This is a genomic window from Chryseobacterium sp. G0201 (assembly GCF_003815655.1).
Lineage (GTDB): Bacteria > Bacteroidota > Bacteroidia > Flavobacteriales > Weeksellaceae > Chryseobacterium.
The window spans coordinates 3,666,112-3,688,764 of sequence record NZ_CP033917.1; the positions used below are offsets into that span (position 1 = coordinate 3,666,112).

11 protein-coding genes are annotated in these 22,653 nt (G+C 39.5%); 7 read left to right on the forward strand and 4 right to left on the reverse strand.

The genetic code is table 11. The features are described 5' to 3' along the window. The first annotated feature begins 91 nt into the window (after positions 1 to 91). From EG348_RS16485 to EG348_RS16495, 3 genes are all read left to right on the forward strand, one after another. Positions 92 to 385 carry a helix-turn-helix domain-containing protein gene (locus tag EG348_RS16485; protein WP_054510997.1) on the forward strand — a complete coding sequence of 98 codons (294 nt, stop codon included), beginning with the start codon at positions 92 to 94 and terminating at the stop codon, positions 383 to 385. Between the two features lie 97 nt (positions 386 to 482). After that, positions 483 to 1,991: a DUF4099 domain-containing protein gene (locus EG348_RS16490; protein ID WP_123984072.1), complete on the forward strand. Its 1,509-nt coding sequence runs from the start codon at positions 483 to 485 to the stop codon at positions 1,989 to 1,991. Positions 1,992 to 2,023: 32 nt separating this feature from the next. Continuing rightward, positions 2,024 to 4,108, forward strand: coding sequence for a type IA DNA topoisomerase (locus EG348_RS16495; protein WP_123984073.1), 2,085 nt, complete (start codon positions 2,024 to 2,026; stop codon positions 4,106 to 4,108). A 79-nt stretch (positions 4,109 to 4,187) separates the two neighbouring features. On the opposite strand, the gene EG348_RS16500 is transcribed toward EG348_RS16495, so the two are convergent. Continuing rightward, positions 4,188 to 4,364, reverse strand: coding sequence for a histone H1 (locus EG348_RS16500; protein ID WP_123984074.1), 177 nt, complete (start codon positions 4,362 to 4,364; stop codon positions 4,188 to 4,190). A 142-nt stretch (positions 4,365 to 4,506) separates the two neighbouring features. On the opposite strand from EG348_RS16500, the gene EG348_RS16505 reads away from it, so the two are divergent. The 3 genes from EG348_RS16505 (at position 4,507) to EG348_RS16515 (ending at position 11,001) form a co-directional block, all read left to right on the forward strand. After that, the gene (locus tag EG348_RS16505) at positions 4,507 to 4,944 is read left to right on the forward strand and encodes a DUF1896 domain-containing protein (RefSeq protein WP_123984075.1); all 438 of its coding nucleotides are present in this window, start codon (positions 4,507 to 4,509) and stop codon (positions 4,942 to 4,944) included. Next, entirely contained in the window at positions 4,931 to 10,285 is a 5,355-nt protein-coding gene (locus EG348_RS16510) for an N-6 DNA methylase (RefSeq protein ID WP_123984076.1), read from the forward strand. The genes EG348_RS16505 and EG348_RS16510 overlap by 14 nt, the downstream gene beginning before the upstream one ends. 83 nt (positions 10,286 to 10,368) lie before the next feature. After that, positions 10,369 to 11,001, forward strand: a complete 633-nt coding sequence (locus EG348_RS16515; RefSeq protein ID WP_123984077.1) for a TetR/AcrR family transcriptional regulator — start codon at positions 10,369 to 10,371, stop codon at positions 10,999 to 11,001. Between the two features lie 18 nt (positions 11,002 to 11,019). On the opposite strand, the gene EG348_RS16520 is transcribed toward EG348_RS16515, so the two are convergent. The 3 genes from EG348_RS16520 to mobC form a co-directional block, all read right to left on the reverse strand. Beyond that, positions 11,020 to 11,907: a PorP/SprF family type IX secretion system membrane protein gene (locus EG348_RS16520; RefSeq protein WP_228414767.1), complete on the reverse strand. Its 888-nt coding sequence runs from the start codon at positions 11,905 to 11,907 to the stop codon at positions 11,020 to 11,022. Between the two features lie 85 nt (positions 11,908 to 11,992). Next, positions 11,993 to 18,166, reverse strand: a complete 6,174-nt coding sequence (locus EG348_RS16525) for a gliding motility-associated C-terminal domain-containing protein (protein WP_123984078.1) — start codon at positions 18,164 to 18,166, stop codon at positions 11,993 to 11,995. Positions 18,167 to 18,423: 257 nt separating this feature from the next. Then, positions 18,424 to 20,418: a conjugal transfer protein MobC gene (mobC, locus tag EG348_RS16530; RefSeq protein WP_123984079.1), complete on the reverse strand. Its 1,995-nt coding sequence runs from the start codon at positions 20,416 to 20,418 to the stop codon at positions 18,424 to 18,426. Between the two features lie 633 nt (positions 20,419 to 21,051). Here mobC and EG348_RS16535 point away from each other — a divergent pair. Beyond that, on the forward strand, positions 21,052 to 22,635 hold the full coding sequence (locus EG348_RS16535) for a hypothetical protein (protein ID WP_164463310.1): 1,584 nt from the start codon (positions 21,052 to 21,054) through the stop codon (positions 22,633 to 22,635). The last annotated feature ends 18 nt before the right edge of the window (positions 22,636 to 22,653 follow it).

Here is a 22,653-nt window from a genome sequence, read left to right on the forward strand (position 1 = left end):
CTCTGCTCAATTTTGTATGGCATCACCCTGATACTGTAAGAGAAGGGTTGCGGGTTTACAAAGTGAGTACAAACGAAAAAAATTAAGAGCCATGGAAATAGACAAAATGGAATTTAGCTTTTGGATGAAAAGAATTATGCAGCGATTTGATATCCTTTCTGATCAAATGAATTTGAACGCGCGAGATCGTATGGTATTGGACGATGAAGAGCTATTGGATAATCAGGATGTACTGCACACGCTTAAAATTAGTCAGCGGACGCTACAGCGCTACCGCTCTTCTGGGAAATTGAAGTATTTCACTATTAGTGGCAAATTGTATTACAAATTATCTGATGTGAGAAGTTTTATACACAATAGTTCTAACAATATGAGCCCAAAATAGGGCCAATAAAAGACAAATAGTACCACTACAAAGCCAATTCAAGGTTACAAGGTGATATGACTGATACTTTTGATCATAAATCTTAAACAATCATATCATGAGTGAAGAAGCCCAAACAACACAAACCTCTAAACAAGAAGTGCCTGGCCCGTTATCCCCGGATCAGCTGTCCGATATTTTGCTGGTTCTAAACAAGGAAAAAATGAGAATTGAAGCTGTAAAGGGAATTGGAAAAAATGGTGAGCTGGAAACTTTATCAACTGATAAGAAGAATGAGAACCAGTTTATGAGAGTGGATAAGCATGGAGATGTGTTTTCCAACTTCTTTTCCAATTTTATCAGCCAGCTTAAAAACCCGACCAAATTTTCATTTTTTAAGGTACCCTTTAAAATTGCACTTAACACTGCTGATGAAATTCAAAAGTCTATTGATGCTCCCTCTGAAAAAGGCAGTAAAATCCTTTCTAAATATCTAATAGATGCTGAGAAACAGCATGAAAATAAACCTCAAAATCAAAATAATATGGAAACGCAACAAACAAACCAGCAAGCTGGGCAAAATACGCCGGAAACCAGTCAAAATGCACCGGCTCAAACAGAAAATCGCTATAAGGCAGAAGACATCGATTGGAATACCATGTCCAAGCTTGGTCTTAATCAGGAAAAGTTAGAGAAAATGAACGTCTTGGAGGATTTATTAAAAGGCTTTAAAACAGATAAACTTATTCCTGTTAGTCTTAATCTTGGTACGGTAATCACCCGAATGGATGCTAGACTATCTCTGCAAAGGAACGCCGAGGGTGAAGTTACCGTTGCCATTCACGGAATCCGTAAAGAACCCAATTTAGACTATAAGTTCTTCGGACATGAGTTCACAAATGAAGACAAAAAGAATTTGCTGGAAACGGGAAATATGGGCCGAGTAGTTGAACTTGATAATCTTAAAAATGGAGAAAAAATTCCCTCTATCATTAGTATTGATAAGCTGACAAATGAAATCGTGGCTTTAAGAACAGATAGGATCAAGATCCCAGACAAGCTCAAAGGGCTTGTATTGAATACCGAACAAAAGCAGACTTTGATGGAAGGTAAACCCCTTTATCTGGAAGGAATGACCTCAAATAAAGGGGAGCCCTTTGACGGACGTGTGCAGTTTAATGCAGAAAAACGTTATGTGCAATTTTTGTTTGACAACACCATTGTGGCAAAACTACAGGATAATCAGGTTAAAGAAATTCCGAAAGTTTTCAGGGATAAGGAGCTAACTGATAAACAGCATGCAGATCTAAAAGATGGAAAGAGCGTGAAAATATCGGGGTTAGTGGATAAAAAAGGAAAGGAATATGAGGGTTACATCACTCTTAATATAGAAACGGGAAGAACAGATTTCACTTTTAATAATCCCAACGAGATAAAAGCAAGCGCCCAACCATCAGAAGAATACAAAACGCAGGTTGCAGTTAATTCAGAAGGAAAGACCAATGAGGCTACAAAAAATATTACAGAGCCATTAAAATCAGGACAGAAGGAGCCGGATAGTAAGAAACAAGCGGATCAACAGGCAGAGAAAAAGGAGCCCGCTAAGAAAAGAGGTCTTAAAGCATAATTCGGGTATACTAACATTAAAACCTAATTAATATGAAATTAATAATCGCAGAAAAGCCAAGTGTTGGCCGCGAAATTGCCGCCTTATTGGGCGCTTGTGAAAAACATGATGGTTATCTATCCGGAAATTCATATTGCGTAACATGGGCCTTCGGACATCTGATCACCTTAGCTATGCCTGAAGATTACGGTATAGCTGGCTTCAATAAAGAATCCCTACCGATTCTTCCCAATCCATTTGAACTGACCATTAGGAAAATAAAAAAGGAAAAGTCTTACGTAGCTGATCTTGGCGCATTAAAACAGCTTAAAGTCATTGAAAGGAAAATAAAAGAGTGTGAGAGCATTATTGTAGCAACAGATGCGGGACGCGAGGGCGAACTGATCTTCCGATATATCTATCAATACCTAAAATGCAATAAACCATTTGAACGTTTGTGGATCAGTTCTCTGACGGAAAAGGCCATCAAACAGGGCTTTATGAACCTTAAGGCGGGAAATGATTTTGATAATTTGTTTTATGCTGCACAAAGCAGGAGCCAGGCAGACTGGCTGGTAGGTATTAATGCTTCACAAGCGCTGACGATTTCTGCCGGATACGGCATCTATTCATTAGGGAGGGTTCAGACACCAACATTGGCACTGATCTGTAAAAGATTTATTGATAATAAAAATTTTTCCGTCCAGAAATACTGGCAGATTCAATTGAACCATACCAAAGAGTTGATAACTTTTAAAAGTAGCTCTCAAACCAGATGGAATGATCAGAAAAAAGCGGAGGATGCATTAAAATTAATCATTAGTAAAGGAACAGTTACGGTTAGGAGTGCTGAGACAAAAAAGGTTTCAGAGCAGTCACCGCTGTTGTTTGATTTAACCGGTTTACAAAAGGAATGCAATAAGGAGCTGAATCTTACTGCCGAAGAAACTTTAAATATTGCTCAAAGTCTTTACGAAAAGCAGTTTATTACCTATCCACGCACGGGAAGCTGCTATATTCCAGAAGATGTGTGGGTTGATGTTCCACATTTGATTAAGGCATTGAATGACCGCAAGTCTTTAATCGAAGCTGTCTCAAAATTAAAGTGGGGTCACTTTAGCAAAAGGATCGTTAATGATTTAAAGGTAACCGACCATCATGGTTTACTCATTACGGATAAAATTCCTACGGCATTGTCTGGAAACGAATCAGCCGTTTATGATATGATCGCCCTTCGCCTGTTGGAATCTGTCTGTTCACCCTGCAAAAAAGAAATTACCACAATCATTACAGAAGTTCTTCATTATGAATTTTCCTCCAAAGGCACGCAGATCATTGAACCAGGGTGGCGCATCATTCAGGGGAACTTCAGTGATGAAAGTGAAGATGGTTTAGAGCCACTTCCAGTACTTAAAGCCGGTGATGATTTAGTCATCAAGGAAGCTGGTGTTCTCGAGAAACAGACCAAAGCGCCGCCCCTGTATAGTGAGGCAAGTTTACTATCTGCTATGGAAATGTGCGGAAAGGAAATTGAAAACGATGAAGAACGTAAAGTGCTTCAAAACATTGGCATCGGTACGCCTGCAACGCGTGCGGCCATTATAGAAACTTTATTTAGCCGCGATTACATCATACGAGAAAAAAAATCACTTCTTCCAACAGAAAAGGGACTCAAAGTTTACAACTTTATTAAGGAAAAGAAGATTGCAGATGTAGCGATGACGGGCGAATGGGAACTTGCTTTACAAAAGATCGAAAACGGCGAAACCTCCAGCGAAATTTTCCAAAACGAGATCGAGCATTATACCCGCTTAATTACTGATGAATTATTATCAGCTTCTATAAGTAGTGAAAAATTACCTGAATTAATTTGTCCAAAATGTAAAACCAGGCATCTAATTATCCGGGATAAGATTGTTAAATGTCCCGATGTTGTATGTCAATGGGTCTTGTTTCGTAGTATCTGTGGGGTTCAATTAAATTTAAAGGAGGTAGAAAATCTTATTATTAAAGGAAAGACCACAATCTTAAAAGGAATGACAAGCAAGGCCGGCAAAAAATTTGATGCACGCATTGTATTGAATGAAAAAGCAGAAACAACTTTTGAATTTGAAAATAACAAATTCCTAAAAAAGTAAAACAAAATTTTAAGCAAAGCCCACTTTCATCGTGGGCTTTTAACTATGGGAAAATCCCTATGGCAAAACAGGGATTTTTTTACTTTTTAGCTTCTTCGACCGAAATTTTTCTAAAATTCTTAAATAATTTACTCAGTTCCAAAGCTGATTTACGTGCTCTTGTCCCTGCTGCTTTATTTCCTTTTTCTACTTGTAGATCAGCATCCGTTATGAATTTTTCTAACTCTACATTGATTTTTTCTAATAGTTCTTTCATGGAATTATTTTTTAGAGATGAAGTACTAAAATATCAATAAAAATTGATTTATGTCAATATTAAGCTGCGGCACAATATCTAAATATCATCTGACTGGGCACTTTTCAAGCGTAATAATTATAATCATTAAATAGAATATTTTATGAAAACAACACAAAATGACCTTTCGTATTTCACCTTAAGATTACAGGAACATATTAATAACAGTTTTCCGGAACTATCAACAGACCCGACATTTGTTTCTCTGCGGTCTGCTTTGGCTGCGAACGCCTATGAGGGTGCATTTCTTTCTGGAAATACAATTGAACAGTGTAATGAAATTGCAGATTTTATCTTATTTGAAAACCTGCATTTATCAAAGTTTGATACGATCTTGCAGGTTGTCTGTAATGAGTTCGACACGATTATGGCCGATGAGGAGTTGCGGCCATTTGCTTTACAAATGTTTCCTGTTTGTGAATCTGTTTTCAAAGGTTACGCGCTGAGCGACGACTTTGCTAATGACATACAGTATGATTTGCTGTATACAGAATTAACGGGCAGGATTCAACTCTGGATTGAAGAACATGGCCTTCAATAAAAGAGAGCATCTTCGCCATAATATTGAAGCACTTTCTACCGCCTTTAGGTTAGAGAGAGAAAAACGACCAGCTACCCAGACAGAACAGAAACATTTACTTTTATACAGCGGATTTGGAGGGTTAAAATTTATCCTCAATCCGGTGGAAAATGAGATTGATATCAACCACTGGCGAAAAACAGAACATGATCTTTTTCCACTTACGCAGGAGCTTCACCGTCTTCTAAAAAATAACACTTCCGATGAAAAGCAGTATCGCCGTTATGTTGAGAGCATGCGGGGATCTGTCCTGTCAGCATTTTATACGCCTCCAGAAGTTGTTGATGTTATAGCAGACAGTTTAGAAAGCAGAGGCGTAAACATTCAAAAGTTTCTTGAACCATCGGCCGGTATTGGCGCATTTTTAAATTCTTTTTCCAACCAAAAGATAGGCCATATTACTGCCTATGAAAAGGATCTGCTCACGGCGCTGGTGCTTAAACCGCTTTATCCTGATTATGATATCCGGAACAGTGGTTTTGAGGAGATCGACGAATCGGAGAAAAACAGCTATGATGTGGTGGCCAGTAATATTCCGTTTGGTGACATTTCTGTTTTTGACCTTTCGTTTTCCAGAAGCAGGGATGAGGCAAAAATTCAGGCAGCCAGAAACATCCATAATTATTTCTTTTTGAAAGGAGCTGATATGCTTCGTGAGGGTGGAGTTCTGGCTTTTATAACCTCGCAGGGGATACTTAACAGTGCCAAAAATGAGCCTATCCGCAGAGCTTTAATGAAGGATAATAATCTGGTGTCCGCCATTCGTCTGCCCAATAATCTGTTTTCAGATTACGCTGGAACTGAGGTTGGCAGCGATTTAATTATTCTCCAAAAAAATAGCATAAAACAGAACTTGACGGAAGCCGAAGAAATGTTTTGCCAAAGTGTCTTGACCGAGTATAATACTCCCGGCAACGCTTTTTTTGGGGATAACCGCCGAATTGTGCATAGCTCAGAGGTTGTAGGTACTGACCCTTACGGTCATCCTGCTTTGATTTATACTCACGGGGGCGGAGTAAATGGGATTTCAAGTGACCTTAAAAAAATTCTGGACGATGACTTCAGTAAATTTCTTGATTTAAAATTATATAAAGGAGACCTAAAAAATGAGGTTTCTGAAGAAATCGGAATCACACCTGAAGTAACTATTCCTGCGGTAGTAAAACCGGTCTTGAAGAGAGAACCGGAGAAAAAACCTATACTACCAGCTGCCGTTAATGAGGTACAGTTAAGCCTGTTTGAACTCTTTGAAGATCCTGTGGTAAAACCGCTAGCTGCGATTCCAGCAAACAAGTATAAAAGCCAGAAGAAAAAGGCACCCAGTTCCTATCAGTCCAACTTATTCAGTGATGTGCCGCAGTCTAAGGTTTTGCTCAGTGATCACCCAAATAATCGAAATAAAGTGCAAGCTATCGGGGATCTGTTCTCTATAAGTGGTGGTGGCCAGGGAAGCACCCAGGCTGATGCTAAAATGGGTTCTGAGCCATATAGTGGAGAAATTCAAAACTTTCACCGCAATGACAGTTTGGTAACTGATCGTGGATTAGTGGGTTATCTGAAGAGTATTAAATCGGATAGAGTAAATGCTATTTTCCAACCTTTGGCATTATCGTCTCTTCAAAAATCGCGAGCTGAAGCTTATATATTTTTAAGAGATACTTATATCGATCTCTACCAAAAAGAAGCTCAAAACCATCTTGAAGATAGGGAAGCAAGGGAAACATTGAACCGCCTCTATGATTCTTATGTGAAAATGTTTGGAAATCTAAACACCGCTGAAAATATTAAACTGATTAAAACAGACAGCGCAGGAAACGAGATGCCTTATCTGGAACGTGTTGTTGGCGGAGTCATTCATAAAGCTGATATTTTCCATCATCCGGTCAGTTTTTCTCAGGCAACCCTTGCAACAGATAACCCCGGTGAGGCATTAGCTGCCTCACTAAATCGCTATGGTAAGGTCAATCTGAGGTATATGTCCCGGATCAGTAACCTTTCTGAGGAGGAAGTGAAATCAAGACTTGAAGGAAGGATTCTGTTTAATCCTATAGAGAAAGAATACGAGATTATAGAGCAGTTCGTCTCAGGTAATGTAGTTGAAAAGATCAAAGAAATTGAAGATTATTTACTAATAAACCCAAATGATAGAGAGGCGAAAGAAAGCGTAAAAGCCTTGGAGCAGGCGATACCTCGGCGGATTGAATTTGAGGAACTGGATTTTAATTTAGGTGAACGGTGGATACAAACTGATATTTATAGCAGATTTGCCTCTCATCTTTTTGATACAGAGGTGAGGATTTATTACAATGAGAATACCGATGATTTTTCGGTTAACTGTGAGAAAAAAAATATCCTTATTAGTGAAAAGCATGCAATAAAATCAGAAAGCCGGACATTTGATGGTATTGCTCTTTTTAAAAACGCACTAGTCAACACCGCCCCTGATATTACCAAAACCATTCAGGTTGGGGATCGGGAGGTCAAAGTGCGTGACATGGAAGCTATTCAATTGGCCAACACGAAAATCGATGAAATTAGAAAAGCTTTTACGGATTGGTTACATGAGCAAAATGTAGATTTTAAAAAGGAACTCACAGATAAGTACAATGATACCTTTAACTGTTTTGTAAGACCTGGGTATGATGGAAGCCATCAGGACTTCCCCGGGCTTGACCGAAAGGCGTTAGGTATCGAAGATCTTTATGCCAGTCAAAAAGATGCGGTGTGGATGATTAAGCTCAATGCAGGGGCTATCTGCGATCATGAAGTGGGTGCAGGTAAAACATTGATTATGTGTTGTGGTGCGCATGAGATGAAGCGACTTGAACTCGCGCATAAACCGATGATTATTGGTTTAAAAGCCAATGTACACGAGATTGCCGATACCTACCGGAAAGCTTATCCACATGCTAAGATCCTGTATCCCGGCAAAGAAGATTTTACTCCAAGTAAACGCCAGCGAATTTTTGGAGATATTAAAAATAATGATTGGGACTGCATTATCCTCACCCACGATCAGTTCGGTATGATTCCACAGTCTCCGGAACTGCAAAAGGAAATTCTGGAGACAGAATTGCAAAGTGTGGAAGACAATTTAAATGCTTTAAAGGCGCAAGGCAAAGAAATCTCAGGAGCGATGCTTAAAGGAGTTATTGTTCGGAAGAAGAACCTTGAAGTAAAGCTCAAAACGCTGGAACATGATATTGAAAACCGAAAAGATGATGTTGTTGATTTCAAAATGATGGGGATCGATCATCTTTTGGTGGATGAAAGCCACAAGTTTAAAAATCTGATGTTTAATACCCGGCATGAACGGGTTTCGGGACTTGGCAATATGCAGGGGAGTCAAAAGGCAATGAACCTGCTGTTTGCCCTACGGACTATTCAGGAGAGAACCGGCAAAGACCTGGGTGCTACCTTTCTTTCCGGTACAACCATCAGCAATTCACTCACTGAACTTTATCTATTGTTCAAATACCTGCGGCCAAAAGCAATGGAGAAGCAGGGGATTACCTGCTTTGATGCCTGGGCTGCTATTTATGCAAGAAAAACCTCAGATTATGAGTTTTCTGTCGCCAATAATATTGTACAAAAAGAGCGTTTCCGTTACTTCATCAAAGTACCAGAGCTGGCGCAGTTTTACTCAGAGATTACCGATTACCGGACCGCAAAGGATATTGGTATTGACCGACCTGAAAAAAACGAGATCTTCTATAACATCCCGCCGACACCTGATCAGGAAGTTTTTATTAAAAAACTGATGCAGTTTGCAAAGACAGGAGATGCTACACTTCTTGGTCGGGCACCATTGTCAAAGTCAGAAGAAAAGGCTAAAATGCTGATTGCTACTGATTATGCCCGAAAGATGTCTTTGGATATGCGGTTAATCAGTCCGATTTATGAAGACCATCCCGATAACAAAGCCTCACACTGTGCTGCCAGTATCGCAAAGTATTATAAGGAGTTTGATGCGCAGAAAGGTACCCAATTCGTTTTTTCAGATTTAGGCACATACAAGCCCGGTGAATGGAATGTTTATTCCGAGATTAAAAGAAAACTGGTCAACGATTATGGTATTCCCACCCATGAAATACGGTTTATTCAGGAAGCTAAGAATGACAAAATGCGGAAAGAATTTATTACTGCGATGAATGAGGGACGGATCAGGGTGATGATTGGTTCGACTGAAATGCTGGGGACGGCCGTTAACGCACAGGAACGTGCTGTGGCCGTACATGACTTGGATACGCCTTGGCGTCCAAGCGACTTGGAACAACGTCACGGAAGGGCAGTACGAAAAGGTAACCGGATTGCCAAACATTTTGCTAATAATAAAGTAGATATTCTCATCTATGCGGTTGAAAAATCTTTAGACAGTTATAAGTTTAATCTTTTATTTAACAAACAGCTTTTCATCAGCCAGCTTAAAAATAATAATCTGGGAAAACGAACGATAGATGAGGGTGGGATGGATGAGCAATCAGGGATGAATTATTCTGAATATGTGGCAATACTTTCAGGAAATACCGATTTATTGGACAAGGCTAAACTAGAAAAGCAGATTGCAGGTCTGGAAAGTGAGAGACAGTCTTTTATCCGCTCGAAATTGATGTCAAAATATAAACTTGATGATACATTGAGTACATTAACAGAATCGAAATCCAGGCTGGAAAGATTTATCCTTGATTGGGACAATCTGCAAAAAAGAATACAAAAGCATAGTGATGGTAGCGTCGTAAATGCGATTGAATTAACAGGGCTGCCTGCTAATGCAGATGTAAAACAGATTGGAGCTAAGCTTAATGATCTCGCAGAAAATGCCAGAACTGGGGGGGAATACCGGGAAATTGGAACATTATATGGATTTTTGCTTCTTGTAAAAACAGAAGTTTCAGAAAAGGAAGGGGTGAATGTTAAACTGAACCGCTTCTTTGTTACGGGTGAAAGCAACCTGAAATACTCTTATAACAACGGCCAGATGGCAGCTGATCCTAAATTAGCCTCTATGAACTTTCTCAATGCGCTGGATAAAATCCCCGTTTTAATTGAAAAGGAAAAGACAGAAATTCCAGGACTAGAGAAAGATCTGTCTGTGCTTGAGGATATTGCAAATTCAACTTGGAACAAGGAAGCGCCGCTTAGTGTGCTAAAAACGGAACTGGCTGCAATAGAAAGAAAAATCATGTTATCTATTAATGCTGAAAATACAAAAGAAGAGGAGAGTAATCCACTTTCAACTAACTCAGCGCAAGATAAAAGTAAAGCTACAGATATTAATCTTTCTAACAAGGTTAGATTTTGATAAAGGAAAGTCAGAGATTAAACAATAAATAACTTTGAATTACAGATGAAAATTCGAAAATTGCAATATAAATCCCTTGAAAAATGACTAGAAAAATTGCAAGTGGCCCTATCAGGGATAAGGAAAGAACAAAGGACAAATTTTTGACCGCGGTGGGATTGATTTTAAAGGAAGAAGGTTTTACAGGTTTAAATATAACCAAGGTAGCTACAAAAGCAAATGTTGACCGGAAACTCATTTATGAATATTTTGGCGGTTTAGAAGGGCTGGTTAAAGATTACTTAAATAGTCGTGATTATTGGAGCAGCAACGGAGAGTACACTCAAGAAATTATTGAGAAAAGCAAAGATGACTTCGGGCAGCAAATGCTATGTAGTTTACTGGAAAAACAGTTGGATTCTCTTATAGATGATGAAGAATTACGTTGGATCATTAGCTGGGGAGTGTCTGAGCGTTCAGCAGCCCTTGAGGAATTAAATCAGAAACGTGAGCTATTTGGTGAGCAATTTTTAAATGAAATTGCGGATGAATACTTTAAAGACAAGGATATAAAAATTCGGCCAGTTGCAGCGCTTTTGATTGGGGGGATTTATTATATGACCTTGATAGCGCACACCAATAATGGCCTTATGTGCGGAATTGATATCAGAAAAGAGGAAGCACAAACAGAAATAAAGAAGACCCTTAAACAAATTGTTGAATGGGCTTATTTGTAGAAGGATCTTCTTTATCGATTATTTAAAACTGTAATGGAAGGCGATCTCAAACTCACCATTGCTGTATTTTTGTAAGTCTATGGTACCCGTTGTGTAAAAGCATAAAATGCGCAGCTGGTTATTGTACTGAGTACCTAAGCCAATAGTACAACTGCCTGTGCTGTGATAGATGGCGTTTATCATAAATTTTTCCTGATAGCATTCGATCTGAGTGCCAAGGTCTATCATGTTGCGGAAGTTTTCTACGCCCCGGTACATGACCTTTGGCACAATAGAGTTTATGGGATTCCCTGCAAACATAAATTTGTAACTAACCGCTCCCATGTAAAGGGAACGATCAGCCACATTTCTTTTAAAATCGCGGTCTAACAGCCTCTTTAGGTTAGATAAACTTCCCTGCAAGGTTAGTTTTTCGTTTCTGTAACTGAACCCAAAATCTCCGTCAATATATAAGGGACGGTTGTTAAAATTAGAAATACTTTGATCATCTCCCTGGGCGACGACTTCCTGATAATCAATCCATTCACTGGTAATGCCAGCAGTAATGCCGAAGTCAATAAAATTATTTTCGTTATTTAAAGGTAAATGGTAAGCATAGGTTACCCGGGCTGTATTCCGGCCGATAACGCCCGCCCGTTCCGTGTAAAAATTCAGTCCCAAACCGATTTTATTATTTAAGGTGCCATAGGCTACTGAAAAAGACTGCATAGAGGGCGCGCCTTCTATTGCTGTCCATTGGGCTTTATAACTTCCTGCCATTTGCCATCCTTTTGTTATCCCCGCCATTGCAGGATTAGCCAGATATTGGTTTTGATAATAGGAACTTCCCATTGGATTAAGCTGCGCATAGGTTTTAGTCACCAGAAATATCCCTGCTGCGATGATCATATATTTAGTGGTTTTCATTTTTCTTTGTTTTAAGTAAACTAAATTGGAGGAGATGAAGTAAACACGCCATCTTCTAATCCTTTTTGAATAATTTTTGTAATTATTATTGATTATCCCTTATAACTGAAACGGTTCCCCTAATAATGCCCAGGTTGTTACCCATATCTATGATGTAGACGTAAGCATCTTCATTGAGCTGTTTTCCATTCCAGGTCCCATTCCAATCATTATTATAAGCTGTTTTGCTAAAAAGCAGACGGCCCGCACGGTCATAAAGTCTTACTTTATTATTGGGATATTGTTCAATATTTTTAATGACCCATGTGTCGTTTTTACCGTCCCCATTGGGCGTAATTACGTTATTGGGGATTAGAGATTGGCGCTCTGTTACCTGTATAGTAATATCCATTACTTCGCTGCATCCGTGAACATTGGTAGCGATTACGGAATATGTTGCGGTTTGTAAGGGCTTGATCTGGATTGTTCCGGTATTTTGTCCGCTAATAATATTGGGGCCAATCCAGGCAAAGCTTATTCCGCCTGTTGCGGTAAGGGTAATGGTCTGTCCCTTTGGAATTGTTGTCCCCTTATCACTGGATATGGTAATTACCGGTAAAGCATTAATTGTAATCATGGTGGCTGTTTTAGACGCTAAAGACCCATCCATATAAGTATAGGTAACGGTATAGCGACCGGCCAGACTCCGCGATAAATCAATACTGCCCGTTAACTCATCAATTTTCAACGAAGGCGAAATGGCAGAATATTTTCCACCTGTTGGACCTGTATGAGTAATTTTGACCGTACCAACAGCGCAGTAATCAGAAAGTGGGTAAGCAATAATTGCGGGTGTTGAATTAATTTTTACCTTGGTATTTACAGTTGAAGAGCATACGCCGTTTGTAAAGGTATAGGTAACCAGATAAAGCTGGTTCGGCGAACTATGCGCCAAATCTACGGTTCCCGTTTTAGCATCAATGATGAGTCCCATAGGAGCGGCTGAGTACATTCCGCCAGTCTGCCCGTTTTGAATCACCTCAATATTTCCTGTTGCCTGAAATTCATTTGCACTATAACGAATGCTGGCAGTAGGCAGTGCAGGCTGTGGATTTACGTTGATAAGAGTTGGCTCGCTTATACATCCTTCACTATTTTGAGCAGTTATGGAATAATTACCAGGTGCTAAGTCAAAATGGTTGTCGGCAGAATACGGACTACCATTGATACTATAGGTAACTCCTTCATTTGGGGTAATATCAATGTGCCCGGTAATACGCTCGCAGGTTGGCTGTGATATGATCACTATGGGCTTTGGCAGACTTTCAAAAGTTACTTTAACTTCTTTTACATTACTCTCGCAGGCATTACCTCCTTTAACTGTTACCCAATACGATCTTTTTGAAAGTGGTGAAACCTGAAACACTGCGCCTGTGCCTAAAACGTTATCCTGCAAAGGATTATCATACCAGGAGAATACAGGGTTTGTAACGTTACTAGAGGGAGGTAACGATGCAGTCAAAAAGACGCTATTTTTTTTACTGCAATTGTTTACGCTTGGTGCAATTATATCCAGCTCATCTGCCTGCGGATTTGAAATAATTACAATATCATCCGACACAGAACAGTTCTCGCCATAAATGACTTTTATACGGTATGTTCCGCCGGCAGTAATGGTCTGTGTAATTTCGCTTCCTAACATCTCGCCTGTCCCTACGTTGCTCCATTGAATTTTTGAATCGCTGTTGGGCATAAATGAGCTTCCACTTACTACGATCGGAAGATTACTGGCGCAAAGGGTAATGTCCGAACCCAACACACCGATGCCTGTTCCGAGGATGGGTTGAAAAAAAATATTCTTATTATTTCCTGCATCGGTACTTTGGGGCAAAATTTTAAAAGGAAGACAGCCTGCCTCAATATCTTGTATAGATATGAAATTAAAAGTCGCATTGCCTGCTTTCAAACATATACTTGCCTGTTTGCCTGCTATCGTAGACTGCAACTGAACAGTGGCACAATTATTACCGCTCATTTGAAGAGCCTTTTCAACGGTAATGGTTTTTCCGGACTCAATTTGATAAGTGGAATTTTTGGAGGCAAAAATTAACTCATTAACGAAAATTGAACCATACAGGAAGTTGGTCTGGTTGGCTGCTGCGTCGAAAGTTACAGCATTGTAACGTGAGCCATCTTTACCCTTAAAATAATGTGCAGATAAATAAATGTGGCTTGTTCCTGCATCTAAATTATCAGCCGTATACGACCAGCCCTCGCTTCCATAGCTTAAATAAATATTGGAAGAGCCGAGTATTAAAGATTGACCCTCATTTGTATTTTGCCCATTAAAGGATAATGCAGTTACCGTTTTTCCGTTAGTATTGAGGGTTCCTTTGGTGAAATTTATTCTCGAATTTGTCGTAAAATCATCTATAAAAGTATAGCTTCCTGGAGCGGAAAAATTAATATCGTAATTGTTAGCTACAATAGCGCCATTAGTTGTTATGGTTTCCTCTTGATCTAAAGAAAGGAAATTAATTCCTCCGCTATGCGTTAGAGAAGATTGCAAGGTCATTGAACCATAACAAGAAAGTGTTCCCCCAATTGAGGGAGCCCCTTTTACACCCTCCCAACTCATATTGTGGAAATCTGCTTGTCCTGAAATGTTAACAGCAGGACTTTCGCCAGAAAAACGGTTGAAGAAAACGTTGTCAAAACGGGTAGGAATACAATTGTCACCAGATGAGGTTCCATCGCTATTGGTGGTCCAGTGTGATGGATCATTCCAATTTCCATTTCCTCCAATCCAGTACAGGTTATTCGGGGCAGGTGAAGAAAAGCTCCATCCGGCATTATTTCCCATATCTACTCCTGATGCGATAAATGATCCCTTCCCCGTAACCGAAATCCCACTTAATCTTACATGGGATAAATTAATATTTGAAGCACTAATGATTGTAGCATTAAGGATAGAATTGCAGCCCCCGTTATCAGATATACAATTATTATCAAAATCCCAGCTGCCGCAGGATGAATTGTTGATCAGTTGGTTTACGATTTGAGTAGAGCCCGCCATCAAATGGCTGTTTTTATTCACAGCAAGAGCGAGGATATTGAAAGTGTTTGATCCATTAATAGCGGACTCACCGGCAAAAGTAACAGCATTAAAGGTATTACCGATGTTGGCATCATAGCCAAGTATTTTACCGGGTAATACCGTATTCTTGAAGTTGAGGTCATTAAAAATGAGTCCGGGAGTTGATCTAAATTGGTAATTGTTTACACCTCCGTCTGAAGAATTTGATGCAGGCATACTCCCTATCATATTAATGATACTTGTACCTGCATTTATTTTTTTTATGTAACCGCCATCCCAATATCCACTTATATTAAGGGTTGATGATCCTAAAACTAAATTAGGATTTATGCCTGAGGGATCATATTCCGAATTATAATTTTCAGCATTAATAATTTGGTTGGCGGTATTAAGTGTTCCATTAATAACTCCAAAGTTTTTTACATTGAATGTATCCGATAGCCGCCATGTTCCGGAGGTATTATTAAAAAAAACGCCTTTATTTGAACGGTTAACGCCATCGTAATATAGGTGGACCCCATTTGTGGTGATGGTATTGTCAGAATTTATGCTGGAAAAATTTAGTCGTTCAACATTGAAATTCATTCCTGTTTGTAAAACCAATGAGCCTCCAATCGTAAGCGGGTTTTCGATAAGACCTTTTAAAACAGGTGTATTTCCAGTAACTTCTTCCCATTTCATGTTATTACATGAAGCAGGAATGTCGAGATTAACTGTATAATTTATTCCTGAATACTGGTTAAAGAAAACATTGTCAGCAGCGCCGGGTATACAACCGCCACCTGTACTTGAAGTTCCATCTTGGTTTAAAGACCAATGTGCAGGATCACTCCAATTTCCTGATCCACTGATCCAATAAAAGCTGCGCGTTGTTATCGGGCTAATTGAAACATTCAAATTATTTCTCCCATCTATTCCTCCCGTAACGTTTAAAGGTGAACCTGATGCATTAATATCTGTTATTTTGGCATTGGTGATTGTTGTAGGATTTATAAGATTTAATTTTGCCCTTGTACCGGATAAGTAAGAGCTGATCTCAAGCAAACCGGAACAGGCAGGACCTGAAATCAACAGCTTATCAAGCTTAACTTCCATATTTGTTCCTAAAACAAACTTTTTAGTAGCTGCCAACTTAAGGGTGTTGATGTTTAATGGGGTTGGACTACCTGTTGGATTTATATTACCACTACCGGCAAAAGTTAAAACATTGAATATGCAGGGAGTCGTTGTACTATAGGGCAATGAAGTCAAAGTCGAAAGCCCTGCGCTATTAGAAAACGTCAAATCATAGTAATTCAATCCTGAATCATAATAGAAGTTTGCTTTGCCGGATGTTAAATTGATCTGACTTTTACCCGCATTCAGATTAATGGGCGGACCGCCATAACTGATATATGCCCAATTTCCGTGAACCGTTATAATGGAATTTCCAAGAGTTAATGTGCGTACCCCTGTCCCTTTATCTAAAGGCCCAAAATTCTTTAGGGTTAGAGCCTGATCATTTATATTTAAATTGCCACTGGTCAGATTGAGATCATTGGCCGGACTTGAAAATTCATCACTAAGAACCCATCCCCCGCTGCCTGAAAAGTGAGTGTTTCCCTGAATAGTTACACCGTTAGAGGTAAGGGTTTTTCCAATATTTGAACTCCTGTAATTCGTAACAGCAACCTCATAAAGCAAGCCACTCTGCCAAACGCTTGATCCATAAATATTCAGTGCATTTGATGCGCTGGCTGAATTAAATACAGGTGTACCCGTAACATTGTTCCATGTGATATTGTTACATTCCGCGGTATTAGTATTAACAATTACCGGAGAGGCAGGAGAGATTGCACCGGAAAATTGATTGAAAAATACGTTATCGTTTCTGGTCGGTAGACATCCTCCTGAAATTGGTGTTCCATCGCTATTGGTTGTCCAGTGCAAGTGGTCTGTCCAGTTACCACCGCCTCCAATCCAATACAGATTTTTAAGGGCGCTCGAAAATGTCCAGCCTGTATTACCGCCCATATCCACACTGTTATTGGCTAAAAATGGTCCGGTTCCCGCGATTTTAATATTAGTAATCGCGGCATTTGTTAATGTAATTGGATTCGGGCTTTTTAGTGTTGATGCGGTTCCATATCCGGTTAATTCCCATTTGCTTTGACAATCCGGCGTATTATCGGTTATGAAATTAATGGTCTGGTCAGCCACTTGGTATTTTCCGCCATTGGCAAGCACTAGCTGGTTGATTACATTTGAAGTGGTAATAGCCCCCCAAGAAGCAAATGTGACTTTATTAAAAGTCATGTTGCCCTGCGCGATAGAGGGTCTGTTGTAACCCACTGGAATCGCTGTACTGGTGAAAGCCAGATTATAGTAAATATGTCCATTTTTTCCATAAAAGTCCGCTCCATAGCCATCATCGGTTGCCTGGGTTATATTGATTTGTGAAGTGCCTGCATTCAGGTTAGTGCCTGAATATACCCAAGAACCTGAACCTTGCGAGTTTCTGGAAATAAGGGTAATGGTGCTGGTTCCTAAATTTAAACTTCTTGGTTCTGTCATTGAAAAAGGGACGGAACCACAACAGCCTGATTCAGCAAAAATACCCGAAGTAATATTACTGGAACCAAAATCCAGTGATCCCCTTGTAAAATAAATTCTTCCAGTATTCACCAATGAACCTGAAACCAGCCAGGAACCGCTGCCATTAAAATAAAAATTGGCTGTTCCTGTTACACCATCATTAAAGGCAATCAGGTTTCTATTCGCAGATGAAGTAAAATAAATCTGATTATTCAGCGTGGTTCCTGTCTGATAGTAAGCACTACCTTTTATTTCAAGAACACCACCGTCAAATACTGGGCTTACTGTACTTCCTGCAACAGTAATTGTATTGCAAACAGAAGTTTGATTGATGATAACCGTTTTACTGTTGGGAGTAAAACCAGCGTTTTTATCAAAGATTACGTGATCACCAGACTGCGGAATACTAGGTGATAAACTTTCGCCTGCATTCCCCGATGATAGCGACCAATGGTTGAGGTCACTCCAATTGCCCGAGCCTCCAATCCAATACAGATCGGCGGCTTTTGTAACAGATGCAAGCAGAAGAAGTATGAAAAATAATGCAGGTATTTTAAAAAAAATACCTGCATGTGAATGACACGAATTATTTATAGGTCGTAAAGTCATGATTGAAAAATTAATGTTGAAAAAATAGAAGCATCGCGGATGTTTTTTACTGTATGAGCATCAAAACCCATAAATGATTCAGTGGGGGCTTTCTGCTTGGCTTCAATAGATTAATGGGTTTGCTGTGAATGAGTAAGCCATTTATGGCGATTATCTTTCGAAATTAACTGTGGTCTAATTTCATAGTGTTGAGTTTGTAGGTATTACCATCCCTGAATATTGTTTATGCTCCCATGCAGGGTTTTATGGGAGATTGGCTACTGAATAAGGTGCTTGAGGTCAGGATCATTTTTTATCCTTTCCATTTCCTCGGTGATAATGAGTACGATATCCTTTTTGATCTGCTTGTAATTAGCTTCAATGGTGTCTTTCATTGTATCTTCACCCTGCTCGTTTTCAAAGGATCGGATCTGCGGTATTTTTTGGTAAGCTTTTGTTTCTTCCGTTACTTTTTCATTATCCACCACAATCTCCGCATGAAAGATTTTCTGCTCAATCCGTTCATCAAAATTGTCAGATACCGCACCCACGAACACCCCTTGAGTCAGGGTAGATATTTTTGAAGCAGGTATTAAGCTATCCAGTTGAGTAGAAATAGAGGTGGATTTGTCCGTGCGATTTATACTGAGGCTTTGGCGTTTTTGCAGTACTTTTCCAAAACGTTCTGATAAGCTTTTTGCCGTTTCTCCAACCACCTGCCCGCTAAATACATTCCCAATTGTATTTTGAATAACCTTACTTTCTTTATCCCCGTAATCGCGGGTTAACTGTGAGTAATCCTGAAAGCCAAGGCAGACGGCAACCTTATTGCTTCTTGCTGTTGCGATAAGATTATCCAGTCCACGGAAATAAATTGTGGGAAGTTCATCGATAATTACGGAGCTTTTTAGCTGCCCTTTTTTATTTATGAGCTTTACTATTCTTGAGTTGTATAAACCCAGCGCAGCAGAATAGATATTTTGACGGTCCGGATTATTCCCGACGCAAAGTATTTTGGGTTCTTTGGGATTATTGATATCCAGAGAAAAATCGTCCCCCGTCATTACCCAGTATAATTGCGGTGAGATCATTCTAGAAAGTGGAATTTTAGCTGAAGCAATCTGACCTTGCAACTGATCCTGAGCACCGCCCTGCCATGCGTCCATAAAAGGGGAGAGGTAATTTTCCAGATCGGGGTAAGAGGTCAGAACGGTAAAGATGTCGGCGTACTTCTTATTTAATAGTTCTATAGCGTGCGGAAAGGTGCAGTATTTGCCATCCTGATATATTTTCAAAAACCAGATAATTGCGGCGAAAAGAATAATTGGTGACTCGACGAAAAAATCCCCTTGCTTCTGAATCCACGACCTATTAAGATTTAGCATGATCGTATATGCAGATTCGTAAGCATCTGAAATATCTGTCATGAAAGAAGGATTGATCGGATTGCAGCGATGGCTCTTACGGGGATCATCAAAATTTATCACATAGAATTTTGGTTTTACTTGGTATTTATCGGTATGCTTTAAAAGATGGTTATAGGCAATGGTAGAAAGATCGTCGAACTTGAAATCGTAGATATACATGGCGAATCCTTTCTCAATTTGTTGTTTGATAAAATTGTTGACTATTGCATAAGATTTACCTGAGCCCGGGGTGCCCAGCACCAATGTCGCACGAAAAGGATTGACGATGTTTATCCAGCCATCATGCTGCTTTTTATTATACCAAAATTTAGTTGGAAGGTTAACAGAATACTCATTTTCCATGAGTTTGGTCTCCTGCATGAAGCTTTCATTTTCGATATTGAATACATCCTCCATCAGATTGGTTTTTAGGAGTCTGCTCATCCATACGCCAGCCTTCAATAGTGCAATGAAACCTAAGCCCAGAGTTAGAATATAGAGGAGTGTAGCTACATTCAAAGACAGGTGTAGCAAGGGCGTATTTAGGAAGAACAGGATAAAACCGACTGATAAAGCAGTATAGATTTTTGGCCATGTTATTTTCTCATTTTTTACCCCTTTGGTTCCCAAACAGCTTAAAGCAAGTAATGCTAAAGCGAAAATTTTGGTATAAAGCGGGTGAGAGAACAATCCTGCGGTACGCTCGAAATTGGTTAGTATTTTATCAATGATGGATAGTTGACATCCCTGTTCCCGAAAAAACTCATAACAGTACCAATAGCTGTGCATCAGTACTAACAGGATACTTACTGCGCGCATAAATTCTACAATTTTGGCCAGTCCCCTTAAATCATCTTCTCCCTGCATTACTTTAGATTTAATGTTAGAAAAGTGAAAGTAAAGTGAGATTATAGCATTTATTGCCTATTGGCAGCCAGTGGCTTTATATGGCTTTTATTGGCTTTACTTTATTGAGAAAAGGAGTCACAATTACGGTTATTACTCGGAGGAAAGAATTCAAATTAGCAATCGAGATCAGATGCATTTTAGAAATTTGTTCGCATTGTAATAAGAACATGCGGTCATAGGTAGTGTTATTTATTAGTATGGGAATTACGAATCTCGGTGAAATAAGCTTTTCATCCGGCCTACTACCGCGTACGTCCTGAATACAGGCAGTTTGGTCCTTTTGACTGTTTTCCCGCTTGGATTTGTAGTTAAGACTTTGAATATTACGCCGGATTTGAATAAAGCTATTTAGCGTATCCGATCCTGAAGAATAAATCAAAAAACTAAATGAAGAAAAAATTAACTCTTTCAAAGGGTAGAGTTGCCCTTTGCCTAATTCTGTTATGTTTTGTGATGCAATCTTGCAGAAAAGACCATTTAATGCCAGGTCAGGGAATCTTAGATCAAAACCTAAAAAGTGTCAGCGAAGCCAGGCAGCATTTTGAGCGGAACGTGGGGAACCGGAAGGGGAACGCTGAACTGAATGCATATTTGAAAACCAAAACCCCTGTTTGGAAAAATTCATATTTTGTCACAGTTGATGGTTTAAGTGTTCTTAAGGTACCTTTAAAATTTGATAATATCTTTTGGGTTTTAGACGAGAAAACTCATGCCACAATGCCCTACGATAATTTAAATTATTTATATTTCTATAAAGACTCAACGTTCAATATTAAGACAGAATGGGTAAGCCTTTTTCCTGATGCAGCCTGGTGCTATGGAGCAAGGGATAGCTATACAGGCCGTGCTGTTATTAGAGACTGGGATGGAAACTTATTAAAGGCATATTCCTATGAAAAGGGACAGCAACCGGTAGCTTATCATGTTAAATCTACGCCAGTAAAAACTACTTTAAGCAGTAAAGGTACATCAGGTAAGGGAAAAATAATGTCTGCGGAAAATGAGGAGCCTTTAGGTATCACTTGCTGGTCTAATCCGATTACGCAGTGTTCTACCTGTCCTGTAGTGCAGACAGCACCTTCAAATGGAAATACATGCGCGCTTCCAGGCCAAACCACTACAGTTTGTACGACTGTTGGATATGATGTGAATTGTGTTTCTGGTCCATTTTATCCAAATCCCATAACTTCACTTCCATCTGGCGGGAGTAGTTCAGGCTCAAACCCGGGAGCTGAACCGAGTTCAGGCTCTTCTGGAGGTGGGGGCGGGTATGCACCGAATGCTCCTTGTAGTTCCAGTATTACGCAGGCAGTCCAAGGTCCCAATGGTTTAATTATACCGTGTTCATGGACAGTACCATTTATACCTGCAAGCTTAGAAGATGACGGCAGTTATACTTATCAACTTACAGATGAAGATTTGCAGATTATTAGGGATGTTCAGACTGAAAATGGAGTCGCGGACGCTTTTATAGCGAATCCAAGCGATTGTTATGGTACAAACAGAATGGGGAATGTGAAATTTAATGGTACATTGGAACATTGGATGATCCAGTTTGAATATTTAGCTGAACACCCGTACGTCGGTTTGCGGGAATATTCTATTCCAGGAAGCGGTCCGACTGGTGGCAGGGGATTTGCCGATATTGTAAATATAAGTTCTAGTGAAATATTTGAAATTAAACCTATTACCACATCTGTAGCCACAGCTACAGCGGAAGTTGAAAATTATATTAACCACGCAAAAATAAGCTGCCAATCTTCAGCAGGTCCTTGGAGAGAAGGATATAATTATCCAATAAGGGTATGGCCACACCCGACTAAACCGGGAAAATTTTTGAAAGTTGAGCTTACGTCCCTGGGTGTGATCCAATACAGTACGGAAGAGACTTATAACCTGCCGCAGACCTTGCCGGTATTTATGCCACAGAGTTATGCTGATAAACTAAAGAATTTTGTTCGGTCATTGGCACAAAATACCAGTAATCTAGAAGCTAAAGTAATTACTTATTTAAGGCAAAACCCTGAAATGGTGGCCTACATTAAAGGAGCTGCAATTGGAATTGTGATAGCAACAATTGTTGAAGATATTATTACTTTAGGGGTGGGAATAGCAGATGATTGGGCGAGTTTTGTAATCGCCAGAACCATGTGGCGTGTAGCCGCTGCAATTTAATAACATAGATGTATAAAA